This window comes from Desulfosporosinus youngiae DSM 17734 (assembly GCF_000244895.1).
In the GTDB taxonomy this organism is placed as follows: Bacteria; Bacillota; Desulfitobacteriia; order Desulfitobacteriales; family Desulfitobacteriaceae; genus Desulfosporosinus; species Desulfosporosinus youngiae.
This window is the reverse complement of the sequence record NZ_CM001441.1, coordinates 1592850-1605044: the sequence shown is the minus strand read 5'-3', so window position 1 is coordinate 1605044 and position 12195 is coordinate 1592850. Positions and strand designations below refer to the sequence as shown.

Genomic DNA, 12195 nt, shown 5'->3' with positions numbered 1-12195 from the left:
CCAACGCGGAAGCTGCGTGAATTTGTAATAAAGGCAATACCCTGGCTCAGCGATTGGGAATAGTTTTCTAAAACTGTATACTTTTTATTGAATCAATTGTCTTAATAAATAAGGGCAGAACCTTCTGGAAGGATTTCAAATGAGCAAAGATGTTCTAACTAATTTGTATAGTAAACAAGCTTCAATTATTTATAGCTACTTATTAAAACACGGTTGCCGCAAGGAAGTTGCCGAAGAAATTGTTCAAGATAGTTTTGTTAAGGCAATCGAACACTTTCATGCTGTAGAACCGGAGAAGCTATCAGCATGGGTTTTTAAGGTTGCTCTGAATAATTACCGAAATTATCTAAAGAAAGCTTCTGTCAGAGAAGAACTGCTAATTGATGAGACTCATTTTTTGAAAAAAATAGCGAAGGATAATGCGCTCGAAGATATTCTTTTGCTGGAAGAAAAGGCAACGGAAATTCATGACTGTCTAAATAGCTTAAAAGAAAGTTACAAGGAACTCTTAATCCTGAAATATGAAATGGAATTAAGTTACAAGGAAATCGGAAAGATGTTAGCTCTTCCGGATCAGACGGTTAAGACCTATTTATTTAGGGCCAGAACAGCATTTAAAAGGGTGTGGAGGGATCACCATGGGAGATAAATTGAATGATAATGAGTTAGACCAAATTTTCGATGAGGATAAATTAGACAGAGCCATCAAAAAAGGCAAACAAAAATCCACTAAACGAACGGTTCTTATTTCCTTACTTGTAGCTTGCTTGGCTTTTCTTCTTATTACAGCGGGAAATGCTGCCTTGACCATTAACATGAGTAATAAAACCTTTCAGACTATGAGTGCTTATATCGAGCTCACGGTTCCCAACGGCTATATTAGCAAGTCAGTGGATACCTTTGGTTTCTTAGGAGGCAGAAGTAATTACACTATCAGCCGAACCATAGGGAATAAACCTGCCGTTTTAGAAGAACGGGTACAGCCTTTTGGCCTTTTGCCTCAATTTATTATGACAAGAGGGCGGGGAGGCGGTCATTCGGCCGGCGATTGGCCTTCAACTTATTGGGAATTTGGTTATAATAAGATGATTTTTTTTCATCCCCAAATTACCTATAAAGAATATAAGAACGATTTGGCAAACCTAAGTCAAATCGGCAATGACAAACTCATTGAGGTTGGCTTATCCTTTGATAAGCCCTACACTATTTCTGAATTAGCCAATATACTCCCTGGTGTTAATATAAGCTGGTGCTGGATAGATAGCTTTACGAAAGATGAGATGAACCGCTATAAGAAAGAGGCTGAAAAATACGATGCTAAAGCCACCTTTATAAGTGAGTTCGATACTTTAGGTTTTAATCTAAGACCATCTGCGGACAATGAAAACTTCGGAACCGACTACAATAGTTTTCTTTATAATTTAAAAATCAGCAGCAACCAGAAATTCCTGGCCATCTTAGACAGCTTAACTACTAAAGGTTATACAGATCCCTCGAAGGTTCCTATCCTGGGAGCTATAGTTTATGGCACAAAGGATCAGCTTGAATCTCTGCTTGGGAATTCCCATATAAAGGCTTCTTCATTTGGGGTAATTACTGAAAAATATTAAATTCTACATTCATAATTATCTGAGATCTTGCAAACTAAAAGCCGCCCTGGACGGCGGCTCTTTAAACCCGTTCCCTATACGTCTAATGTGCTCCCACGGAAGGAAATTTGGATAGAGGACAACAATAGCCCATCACGAAACCTCATCTTAGACTACTCCTCTAAATCCAAAAACTTGCTAAAAACCTACCCTAGGCAATCTCAATAACGGCTACAGGCTCAAAATCCCTAAGCTTGCAGACCTCTTTGAAATAAACCAGCAGGATGAATACATCCCGCGGCTCCTCAAATTCATCTACATGCTCAATCTTGATTTGTTTCCCTGCGAAGAATGCCTTCAGATCCAGGTCCTTGTTCCCTTCCTGCTCAATCAGGGCGCTGTATTCATTGACCAGCTCCTGTAATTTGTTTTGGTTTTCGTCATTGACCTCCACATCCACGAATCGGTAGTTACTGGAATTTTCTCCAAAACAAAACATCTCTTTGATGGTTGAATCCGTTTCCGCTGCAGCCTCTTCTTCAGGTTTTAACATCATATATTTCTTCGACATCCTACTATCCTTTCCGGAAGCCGAGCCTCCATGATCTGAAATATCTTTCATATCCGATATACATTCACGGCAATCCCGGCAGTTTCCTCCTTATTTTTATTTAGTTTCTCTAATTATCTCCCACTTTACCTCCATGTCCTAAAGAATACCTGAGTCATAAAGATTTTACAAAATACACTCGTCTGTAACCATCTTCTAATCGGCGTCCCACTTCGACAAACCCCAGCCCAAGATAATACCTGATATTTTCAGTCATTAACTCATTTGTATAAAGATTGACTTCTTGCAAACCCGCTTTTTGGGCAAAATTTAAAGCAAACTCAATTAATTTACGTCCAATTCCTTTTCCCTGGAAATCTGGATGAACCGCTACATTTTCGATAAACAGGGAATTCCCTTTGGGAAAAAAGACAATCATGCCCATAAATTCTTCCAAATCTATTGCTATATAAACAGCATTCTTCTCAATAAGTTTAGAATAATCCGAAAGCATAGGAGCGGGCTTTTTACCCATTCTTTCAATGTACATACTATAAGCCATACTTACACATTCAAAAATGGCCTGTTCATGTTTCTTTTCAGCAAGCTGAATATCCATACTCATTACGCACTCCTTAAATTAACGCTTCGCATTATCCATAGAAAATAATCTCTTAGATCAGGTTTATATCAGCTCCACCGTAATATCCTCGCGTCTCTTTTCATGAAACACCATGCGCCACTCCACATCATCCACCGGCTCAAAGTGCAGGGCGGAACAGACTGCATGGAGCCTGCCCTGGCCGCTGCCGCCGAAAATAATGGCTGTCGGATCAACTGCGCCGCCAATGATGCCGAAGCTAAAAGCGCTGTCCGATGCCTGGGGCTCATTGGGATTGGTGCGTTTCTGCCGAGGTCGGTCGGAACGAAGGCAATCAGTGACGGTGAATGCAGCGTCAGGCAGATCCGGCGAGAGCGTATAGCTCATCACAGTATAGTGCATCGGGAACTCCTGATCTTGGCTGCCAAAACGCTCACGGGGTATTTCCTGCCGCTCATATTCCTGTACGGTCAGCGTATGCTGTACGCCGGTGGTCGGGTGTGTAAACTTGATGCGTTCACCGGGTGCCGACACATGGAAGTGCGGTCCCTGCATAGCGACAGGCTCCTGCATCAGGGTTACGCTGAGCGACCTGATCTGCGGTTTGCGTTTCGTCTTCCAAGGAAAAACAGAGCGCCAGATTGCCCAGCCATAGGCAGGATCAAGGCCATAATGCCGGGTCACGCTCTTGACCTCAAGGCCGTTGCTCTCCGGGAAGCAGGGATTCCATGACACACCGCAGCCATGAGAGCCTGAAAGGACAGTTCCGTTCAACACAACGTTCGGATTTGTATTGACGGCCAGCGGATTTTCTGCGTCGATCTGCATCCGCTGTTCATCGCTAAAGTCGGTTCTAACGCTCTCAATAGAGAGATTCCACTTGTCCATAAAGGAACGAATACGCTCGGCCGGAACCTGTGGGCAAAAGTCCACGACCAAGCCTTTACTGCAGGTGTAAATCGCAGGGATATACCAGACTTCATCCTCCCAGACAAACTGCCTATGGAGAGAAATTTCCTTGCCGGCTCTTTCACGGCCCTGATGCCCCCAAAAGTTGCCGTCAAAATAAACCTTCCATTCGGGTATCTTCGGCTCGACAGGAACCCACTCATAGTAATCTTCCGGATATTTGAGGCGACTGTAATCAAACCCGGCCTGCAGCTCTTTGATATAAGCAAAGGGCTGCTCCATAGGCGCGAGCAGCAGCTTCTCCCCAATGGAATCCAGCACAGCCCGCTGTTCACCGGTGAGAGGATTGTCCTGCAGGAAGACGCCAAACTGCGCCTGCTCCCAACAGGATACCTGTTCCAGTGCCGCAGTATCGCCGCAAGCCAGCAGGAGCCGCAGGAAGTCCCTAAAATTTCTTGCCACCGGATGCACATAGTTTCCCGGTGTATTCAGTGGACTGACGGCAAACACCATCTCGCCAAAGCCACGCACGAAGCAATAGTGGCTGCCATCCACACCGGCCCAGCCGATCACTTTCGCCCCTTTGGGTGTGCAGAAGTAGCTGCTTTCGCTCTCGCCACTCCCCAAGCCAACGCGGGAACCGTCAATATTCAGTTTTAGATATCGTTCATAAGTGGTTGCCATCATGACCTCACATTCTATGTATTCGCTGACTGATCGGGATTTATCCTAATGCAGGATTATATAATGCGAAATTGGACAAGGCCTAAAACAGTGTTCTGAAACCAATGAATAAGATCTGAACGATCAAATCAACTATTATCAAAGAAATTTCGACGTGCCTCCATCTGTATATCGAATGTAATTTCTAATTCGTTTAGTTTTACTTTCAGGGCATTTTGCTCACTCTTTAGCTTTGAATCCTTAAGCTTTTCTTTTATTTCATCTATTGCTTTTAGAATTAATATCTCAATTGGTATTAACCCGGAGCTATTGAGTACCTTATTCATTATTACCTGTTCTTTAGATACATACGGGTTAAAGGGCTCCAGCTTTAAGGGTTTTCCCTCTCCAGGTAAATTTGTGAACTCTCCTCTTTCGACCACTCGCTGACATTTATTGCATTTATTCTCCACTAAAGCTTTTGGCCCATTCAGCAACCCTACGACTACTTTCTTCTTCTGACAAATCCTCAATCCTAGTCATAATAGACCATCTTACTCCAAAAGGGTCCAATATACTTCCGAATCGATCACCTGAAACAAAGCTTGCAACCGGTTCCCTTACTTTTGCTCCTCTTGCTACCGCATTTTCAAATACCTGATCAGCATTAATTACGTAAATTCCTAAAGAATAACACGCATTGTCCTCATTTGGCGGCAAGACTAATTTATATGCCGGATTCGCTGCTCCCAGTTGCAAAAAACCATTTCCAAAATCTAATTCTGCATGAACAATTATTTTATTACCATTTCCATCCGGGTATTCAGTAATATCCTTAACCCTTGCATTGAAAACAGTTTTATAGAACTCTATTGCTTCAGAAGGATTCTTCACTGTTATAAATGGGGTAATAGATGTAAAGCCGTTGGGTGTTCCATTCTTTGTATATTTACCTGACACTCCCATATATTTTATGCTTTTAGTCATTTTTATAACTTCTTTAAATGATCATAACATTTCAATTTTATGCTTATACCTTCATTGAATTGAATTTATCAACTCATAGAAATATTTGGATTCATGAGTCTTATTAAGACTATACCAGGCATCTAATGTTTTTGAAGAAAACACACCCAGCGCTTTCAAGACGTGTACAGAAAATTCTAACGGAGCTATTCCAGATGCAGTAATCAGTTTTTCATCAGTTACAGCAGACTCCATTTTGTAATACTTTTCGCCCGTGTAAGTGGGACAGATCATTTTAAGGTATTCCAGATCATTGCTTGTATGCCAACGTAAATTCAGCAATCCATTCTGGGCGAGCCCCATTGTAGCACCACAAATGGCTGCGACCAATATACCTTCCTTTAAACACCTCTCAACGATTTTTAAAATGGGTTGGTGAATTGTTTCTGTCCATGTATCTCCACCAGGTAAAATCAATGCATCTGTGCTTTCAATACTGCACTCATCCAGTTTGATATCTGGCAGTATTTTCAATCCGCCCATTGTTGTTACAATCGTCTTTTCAATTCCAACAGTCACTATTTTTGATGGGTCAAGTCCCTTTTTATAATATCTTCCCGAGTTCAGCTCGGCAGTTAAGTAACCTATTTCCCAGTCTGACATTGTGTCAAACACATAAAGATATACTGTATTATTCATTTTGCAATTTCTCCTTATTTTATTCATCAAGGAATACCGACCATCGGTAATCAGTGACTATCCTCATTATAAAACAACTTCACTGACATCTGCTGTCAGTGAAGCTATTAAAGTTGATAGTATTCCATTAACTCCGATGCAATAGCAACAAGTCTTTCTTTCAAACTTTGTGGTTCGATTATTTGAATGGATTTACCATAGGATAGGAGAAAATAAGGGACATAACTATGAATTGATTTTTCCTCAAATAAAAAGATGGCTTGATTAGATGTTCGCTCTTTCAGATGATGCCCTAAAAACCAATGCATGCATAGTTCATCCAACGCCTCTGACCTGCCTTCGATAATTAAAGAAATTAACCCCTCCTTACCCACCAAATCAGGTAACAGGTTTTTCATAAAAAATTCACCGGCCGAAAAATCAGCTGGACGCTTAAATATTATTTGAGTACACTTGATTAGTAAAATCCGATCTACCCGAAAGCTTCGTATTTCATTCCTTAAGTGGCAAAATGCAACAGTATACCATTTGTTGTTCCAGTAAACCATTCCATAGGGGTCTATCATCCTATTCTTTGGTTGCTCTTCACGGCTTGTGCGATAATCAATTTCTACAGAGAATTCCTTTTCTACAGCCTGCTCCAATTCCGCCAATATCGGCTGAACGGAAGGATTTACCATGCCGTTTATAACTTCAAATCCGGCTAAATGATGGTTAAGTATACTTTCCTGTTCCTGATTCGAATACATTTTCAACTTTGATGTTGCATTGCCTAATGCCTCACTCGAAGGGCATCCAGCTTCTTTTGCAAAAACAGCAGCTTGAAGGAGTGCCTTTTTTTCTTCCATATCAAATAGCAGAGGTGCCCTGATAAAATTATTCAGCAGGCTATACCCGCCATTATGACCTGGGTCAGATATTATAGGTACGCCACTGGCACATAGTGCATCAATATACCGATAAACTGTCCTTATATTTATTTCTAGCTTTTCAGAAATCTGTTTTGCAGTCATTTTTACGCCTGAATTCAGCATCCACAGAATTGCCAGCATGTTATCGTTTTTAGCCATAATGTGAGCCTCCTTCTTTATGAAACTCAATATTTTAAATATCTTTATTATCTACTCAAGGGTTGCACTAAATTATCAGCTTTACGAGTCATCTGCATCACTCTGTTCATAGGCATTTCACCCGTTCAATGAATAATCCGGACCAAATTGAGCCACTATTCCGGACGATGAGAGCCATAGTTCCGGATTTTTAGAGCCACCTTTCCGGATAGGGAGCCATTTGATGAAACTCCTTATTAGAATGTAGCTATGCACTCAAGAGAGGAGTGTAAATTACATTCATAGGAGGTCATCAAATGACCAATTATCGCGAGATTCTTCGGCTTATTAGCCAAGGAATCAGTCAACGCAGCATCGCAGTGAGCTGCGAATGTTCACGCAACACTGTCGCCAGGGTCTTGAAACGGTCTCAGGAACTTAGTGTTTCGTGGCCATTGAACCCAGATAGGACGAACGGTGAGTTGCACAAGCTTTTCTTTCCCGAATCTTCATTACCATTAACCCGAAAACGCCCAGATAACGAGTACATTCATAAAGAAATGGCGAAGAGCGGCGTAACCCTCAGCCTGCTTTGGAATGAATACTGTGAATCTTCCAGACTCAGCAATGAAATTCCACTTATGTATTCTCAGTTTTGCTATCATTACCAACAATATGTGGCCAAAACCAAGGCAACTATGCACATCGGACGAAAGCCTGGCGAGCAAATGGAAGTCGACTGGGCAGGCCAAACAGCAAGCATTATCGATACGGATACAGGCGAGAGCATTGATGCTTATGTTTTTGTAACCGTCCTCTCGTACAGTCAATATGCCTATGTGGAAGCATTTCTGAACCAAAACCAGGAGTCCTGGATTACAGCCCATATCAATGCATATAAGTACTTTGGGGGTGCTACTCGAATCCTCGTTCCGGATAATCTGAAAACTGGTGTAGAACGAACGTCCTGGTATACTCCAGTTATCAACAAGTCCTATCACGAAATGGCAGAGTACTACGGAACCGCTGTTATTCCGGCACGGGTGAGAAAACCCAAAGATTATCTTCAAAACCATGTTATCTTCAAAATCAGCAGAACTGCTAAATTTACAGCCAGCCAATAGCATGAAATTGAAGATAATAAATCCGTATATAGGGTTATCCTTTAGACAGCCTGATACAGGCAGAAGGAGGATAACATATGACAAAGCTTGAAACTACTATCAATACCCTTTTGCAGCAGTTGAAATCTGAACTTGCCAATGAAACCTGGGAGTCCAGACGCCGCTACTTCAACCAGATGCTAAAGTGTGCTAAATCACTTGGCATTACGGAACCATGCGAAGAGTTATATGATGCATTCATTAGAGAGGACAATGGTTCACCGGAACGCCGCGCACTGCATGTTCGCTGCGTAAAATTGGTTGACACATTAGCCTGTACACAAGCCAGAGATGAACACGGCATACCGTTCAACGAACCACCCATGCCGAATGATGCAGAAGTCCATGGGTTTTTTCAGAGCAGGGAGTTCCCAATAACAGCAGACGTGCATATTGATTACCTCCTTGTCAAGGCTGAGATTGAAATGAGATACCTTAAGCTCACGGATTCTACTATGGGGCAATACAAGCATTCCTGGATGGACATACGATGCTATTTTTATGATGCCGGTGTCTCTGGATATGATGAAACATTGATGAAATGCTTCATCCAAGAAATAAATAACCTACGTAATAAAGGCTCCATGAAGGAATGGAAGTGGAAAATTAACCGTAAGGCGGCACATGTCCTGATGGAAGTCGCAAATACAGGGCGCTTTCTTTGGGGAATGATCAACCGAGATGCCGACTTTAGCAGCTTAGAGGTAGAATCCATTCGTTCACAGTACCTTGGGTCGCTGGAGCAGCGCAACCTCAGCCGATCCACAATCGACCTGCACGATTATGTATTCCGAAAAACCGTGGAGTTCACCGGGATAGAAACACCGAAAGATTTACTGTCTCTTTCACCCGAAAAGATCCATCTTGTCATTACAAAGTTTGCAGGCATCTGCAATAGACGGAGCATGGCAACCATACTTCCAATCCTGCGTTCACTGCTTAAGTTCTTTCATACAGTCGGCCTGATCAGGAAAGATTTGTCCGGCATTGTAATGGGAGGCTTTGTACAGCGGGGCTCGGTTGCCGCATATATTTCTGAAAAAGATCAGACAAAACTGGTTGCACAGCTGGCTAAAGAGTCTAAACGCACAAAAGCAGTAATCCTTCTTGCCATGCATCTGGGATTGCGTGATTGCGATATCTGCAATCTCACTTTTCAGGCGATTGACTGGCGCAATGATAAAATCAGGCTGATCCAGAAAAAGACTGGCGAACCTCTCGTACTGCCATTGCTCCAAGATGTTGGCAACGCACTGATGGATTACATTCTGAATGAGAGACCGAAACGAGCCGACCATTACCCATATATATTCTTACGGAAACAGGCGCCTTACAATAAACTGACTTCTGTTTACTCAACCTGTTCCAGACTGCTTGGCTGCCTGGGGATAAAGCCGGTAAACGGTACTGCTAGGGGCGTGCACCTTTTCCGGTATTCCATGGTACATAAACTTCTGGTTGCTAAAGTACCTCACCAGGTCATTACCGATGCGCTTGGACACACCTCAAAGGAATCCGACAAACCTTATTTGTCCATGGAGGAATCCATGCTTCGGATGTGCGCGCTGGATCTGTCCGTCATAGGCAGGGTTTCATGGCGGGGAGGTGCTTCTGATGACTGATTATACATTTAAAAGTCTCCTCGGTACCTGCATTAAAGACTTTATCATCCAGAAACGCGCATTGGGTTATCCTTACCGGTCTTCAGCCCAAATACTGTATCACTTTGATTTACTTGCGGCTGAAAAGTTCCCGGGAGAGAGCACAATAACACGGGCAATGGGCTCTGCCTGGATCCAGTCAAAGTCTGGAGAGCATTCGAACGGTCTTTTAAGAAGGGTTACTCCGGTAAGGCAGCTTGGTAAATACCTGAAAGGGCTTGGATACGATGCTTATGTCATTCCCGGTCACATCCCGAATAGACAGATTAAATATGAGGCCCATATTTATACGGTTGCCGAATTGAAAGCCTTTTTCAAGGCCATTGATCAGTGCCCTCCTTCACCGTTCTCTCCGACCAGGAGATATGTCATACCGGTCATCTTCCGCATGCTGTACTGCTGCGGGCTGCGTTCCTCGGAAGCACGCCTGCTAAAAAAAGAGGATGTTGACCTTGAAACAGGAAAGATATCCATACGGGAATCCAAAGGCTGGAAGGCCAGGATCGTATACATGAGCGAAGATCTGCAGGAGGTATGCAGCGAGTATGATTTCATCATGGAATCCATGTTCCCAGACAGACAAGTGTTTTTCCCCAACAAGCATGGAAACTGCTTTAATAAATCAATGCTTGACTGCTGGTTCCATGAGTTCTGGGACAAACTGCCTGAATCTCATGCAATTACAGGAAATCCGGCAAGAGTTCATGATGCTCGGCATGGGTATGCGGTTCACCGATTGAATCAGTGGGTAAAGGAAGGTCAGGACATAAACGCCCTTTATCCTTACTTGAGCGAATATATGGGGCATTCCAATTATGCTGATACGGATTATTACCTTTCCCTTGTGGAAGATTTTTACCCTGAAATGGAACAACGGCTTTCTTCCGTGAATGATGACATCCTGCCGGAGGTGCATCATGAAGAAGAATGAAATGCACTTTTACCAGTTGCTCCGTGACTTTCTGACCGATTATCTTATTACAAAGAGGAACTTCAGCGACAAGACAGCCAGAGCCTACCGTCAATCATTAAATCTTTTACGAAATTATCTGCGAGAGGAAAAAAACATCAGCTTTGATCGGATGGAGTTTTCCTGTTTTTCAAGGAGCGTCATTTACGATTTCCTGATGTGGCTTAAGAATACCCAAAAGAATTCTGCGCAGACACTTAACTTGAGGCTGTCAGCCATTAAATCCTTCCTGAAATATTGTAGTGAGGAAGACATGGAACTGATGCCGGTCTATCTTGATGTTGCCAGCATCCACGCATTCAAGGGCGTTAAGCAGCCGGGCGTTGAGTATCTAACACAGATACAGCTGAAACTTTTATTCTCATTGCCCGACATAACAACAAGGCTTGGCAGGCGTGACCGCTTTTTCATAATTTTTGCTTATGAAACGGGCGCGAGAATTCAGGAATTACTGGACTTACAGTTGAACAGTATTATCCGCAGCGATACCAGTGTACGGGTCAGAATCCATGGCAAGGGGAATAAAACAAGGTATGTCCCTCTTCTTGGATCAACAGTAAAGCATCTGGACGCCTATCTTGCAAGCTTCCATAAAGGAAGTCCCTTGGGCGCTTCACTGTTCTATACCATACATGAATCGCAGAAAACACAGATGAAAGCTGGAACAGTCGATTACTTTCTTAAAAAATATGGAAAACTCGCTCACAAAGCCGATACTGCTTTTCCTGAGGGACTGCATGCCCATATGCTCAGACACAGCATTGCAATGGCTATGCATAAAAAAGGGATTCCTATCTCTTACATAAGAGACTTCCTTGGCCACAGCAGTATTGAAACAACGAGTGTTTATTCCTATTCGGATGAAGAAACCATCACAAAGGCATTAGAGTCTGTTGATCTTGAAGGAACCATTGGTAAAACAATTGCAAAACAGAAAAACTGGAAGGGCAAAGAGCAGTATCTGCTTGAGTACTGCGGATTTAGCTGATTTAATTATCTTTAAACTACGGCGGAACTGCCTTGCGATTTAAGGTAGTTCTGCTGATTTTGAAGATAACATGGTTTTGAAGATAATCTTTGTTATCTTGAATTTAAGATAAAAAGGATAAGCCTAGTGTTGAAGGAACCGTTGGCATCATATCTACTTGGATTATTGCAGCTCTCCGTCGCCAACAATTCTTTTCTCTGGCGGAGCTTAATAGGGCGATTCGCGAAAAACTTGAGGTATTTAACCGAAAACCCTTTCAGAAAAGACCTGGTAGCCGCCAGACCGTATTTTTAGAAGAAAAGGCACTACTACTGCCCCTTCCTGCTGCTCCCTATGAATTAGCGATTTGGAAGGTTGCAACCGTTCAATTTAACTACCATATTAAAT

General features: G+C 42.7%; 13 protein-coding genes and 1 pseudogene. 7 read left to right on the top strand and 7 right to left on the bottom strand.

Features of this window, described 5'->3' with window-relative positions; translation table 11 throughout:
- Positions 1–139: 139 nt before the first annotated feature.
- Together DESYODRAFT_RS07670 and DESYODRAFT_RS07665 are read left to right on the top strand one after the other, a co-directional pair.
- Entirely contained in the window at positions 140–649 is a 510-nt protein-coding gene (locus tag DESYODRAFT_RS07670) for an RNA polymerase sigma factor (RefSeq protein WP_007781444.1), read from the top strand.
- Positions 639–1610: an anti-sigma factor gene (locus tag DESYODRAFT_RS07665; protein ID WP_007781442.1), complete on the top strand. Its 972-nt coding sequence runs from the start codon at positions 639–641 to the stop codon at positions 1608–1610. The genes DESYODRAFT_RS07670 and DESYODRAFT_RS07665 overlap by 11 nt, the downstream gene beginning before the upstream one ends.
- A gap of 190 nt (positions 1611–1800) precedes the next feature.
- On the opposite strand, the gene DESYODRAFT_RS07660 is transcribed toward DESYODRAFT_RS07665, so the two are convergent.
- The 7 genes from DESYODRAFT_RS07660 to DESYODRAFT_RS07630 all read right to left on the bottom strand — a co-directional run bounded on the left by DESYODRAFT_RS07660 (position 1801) and on the right by DESYODRAFT_RS07630 (position 7047).
- A complete protein-coding gene (locus DESYODRAFT_RS07660) occupies positions 1801–2160 on the bottom strand; it encodes a hypothetical protein (RefSeq protein ID WP_007781440.1) in 360 nt (119 codons plus the stop codon).
- A gap of 154 nt (positions 2161–2314) precedes the next feature.
- Positions 2315–2764, bottom strand: a complete 450-nt coding sequence (locus tag DESYODRAFT_RS07655) for a GNAT family N-acetyltransferase (RefSeq protein WP_007781438.1) — start codon at positions 2762–2764, stop codon at positions 2315–2317.
- A 60-nt stretch (positions 2765–2824) separates the two neighbouring features.
- Positions 2825–4333: a hypothetical protein gene (locus DESYODRAFT_RS07650; RefSeq protein WP_007781437.1), complete on the bottom strand. Its 1509-nt coding sequence runs from the start codon at positions 4331–4333 to the stop codon at positions 2825–2827.
- Positions 4334–4461: 128 nt separating this feature from the next.
- Positions 4462–4755, bottom strand: a complete 294-nt coding sequence (locus DESYODRAFT_RS07645; RefSeq protein WP_242833561.1) for a DnaJ family domain-containing protein — start codon at positions 4753–4755, stop codon at positions 4462–4464.
- 19 nt (positions 4756–4774) lie between these two features.
- A complete protein-coding gene (locus tag DESYODRAFT_RS07640) occupies positions 4775–5299 on the bottom strand; it encodes a VOC family protein (RefSeq protein WP_007781433.1) in 525 nt (174 codons plus the stop codon).
- Positions 5300–5350: 51 nt separating this feature from the next.
- Complete coding sequence (locus tag DESYODRAFT_RS07635; RefSeq protein WP_007781429.1) at positions 5351–5977, bottom strand: type 1 glutamine amidotransferase family protein; 627 nt, start codon at positions 5975–5977, stop codon at positions 5351–5353.
- Positions 5978–6084: 107 nt separating this feature from the next.
- Positions 6085–7047 (bottom strand): helix-turn-helix transcriptional regulator, encoded by a 963-nt coding sequence (locus DESYODRAFT_RS07630; protein WP_007781427.1) that lies wholly within the window; start codon positions 7045–7047, stop codon positions 6085–6087.
- Between the two features lie 296 nt (positions 7048–7343).
- Between DESYODRAFT_RS07630 and istA the strand changes: the two genes are divergently transcribed.
- From istA to DESYODRAFT_RS29065, 5 genes and pseudogenes are all read left to right on the top strand, one after another.
- Complete coding sequence (gene istA / locus DESYODRAFT_RS07625) at positions 7344–8150, top strand: IS21 family transposase (protein WP_242833559.1); 807 nt, start codon at positions 7344–7346, stop codon at positions 8148–8150.
- Positions 8151–8227: 77 nt separating this feature from the next.
- Positions 8228–9811, top strand: coding sequence for a tyrosine-type recombinase/integrase (locus DESYODRAFT_RS07620; protein ID WP_007781425.1), 1584 nt, complete (start codon positions 8228–8230; stop codon positions 9809–9811).
- Entirely contained in the window at positions 9804–10781 is a 978-nt protein-coding gene (locus DESYODRAFT_RS07615) for a tyrosine-type recombinase/integrase (protein WP_007781422.1), read from the top strand. The genes DESYODRAFT_RS07620 and DESYODRAFT_RS07615 overlap by 8 nt, the downstream gene beginning before the upstream one ends.
- Positions 10768–11808 (top strand): tyrosine-type recombinase/integrase, encoded by a 1041-nt coding sequence (locus tag DESYODRAFT_RS07610; protein ID WP_007781421.1) that lies wholly within the window; start codon positions 10768–10770, stop codon positions 11806–11808. The genes DESYODRAFT_RS07615 and DESYODRAFT_RS07610 overlap by 14 nt, the downstream gene beginning before the upstream one ends.
- Positions 11809–11921: 113 nt before the next feature.
- Positions 11922–12191 (top strand): annotated as a pseudogene (locus tag DESYODRAFT_RS29065) (IS21 family transposase); the annotation flags it as partial.
- Positions 12192–12195: the final 4 nt, after the last annotated feature.

Coding starts and splice junctions, on each gene's coding strand:
- DESYODRAFT_RS07660 (WP_007781440.1), bottom strand. CDS start 2,160: ATGTCGAAGAAATATATGATGTTAAAACCTGAAGAAGAGGCTGCAGCG.
- istA (WP_242833559.1), top strand. CDS start 7,344: ATGACCAATTATCGCGAGATTCTTCGGCTTATTAGCCAAGGAATCAGT.
- DESYODRAFT_RS07655 (WP_007781438.1), bottom strand. CDS start 2,764: ATGAGTATGGATATTCAGCTTGCTGAAAAGAAACATGAACAGGCCATT.
- DESYODRAFT_RS07630 (WP_007781427.1), bottom strand. CDS start 7,047: ATGGCTAAAAACGATAACATGCTGGCAATTCTGTGGATGCTGAATTCA.
- DESYODRAFT_RS07665 (WP_007781442.1), top strand. CDS start 639: ATGGGAGATAAATTGAATGATAATGAGTTAGACCAAATTTTCGATGAG.
- DESYODRAFT_RS07635 (WP_007781429.1), bottom strand. CDS start 5,977: ATGAATAATACAGTATATCTTTATGTGTTTGACACAATGTCAGACTGG.
- DESYODRAFT_RS07615 (WP_007781422.1), top strand. CDS start 9,804: ATGACTGATTATACATTTAAAAGTCTCCTCGGTACCTGCATTAAAGAC.
- DESYODRAFT_RS07640 (WP_007781433.1), bottom strand. CDS start 5,299: ATGACTAAAAGCATAAAATATATGGGAGTGTCAGGTAAATATACAAAG.
- DESYODRAFT_RS07650 (WP_007781437.1), bottom strand. CDS start 4,333: ATGGCAACCACTTATGAACGATATCTAAAACTGAATATTGACGGTTCC.
- DESYODRAFT_RS07620 (WP_007781425.1), top strand. CDS start 8,228: ATGACAAAGCTTGAAACTACTATCAATACCCTTTTGCAGCAGTTGAAA.
- DESYODRAFT_RS07670 (WP_007781444.1), top strand. CDS start 140: ATGAGCAAAGATGTTCTAACTAATTTGTATAGTAAACAAGCTTCAATT.
- DESYODRAFT_RS07610 (WP_007781421.1), top strand. CDS start 10,768: ATGAAGAAGAATGAAATGCACTTTTACCAGTTGCTCCGTGACTTTCTG.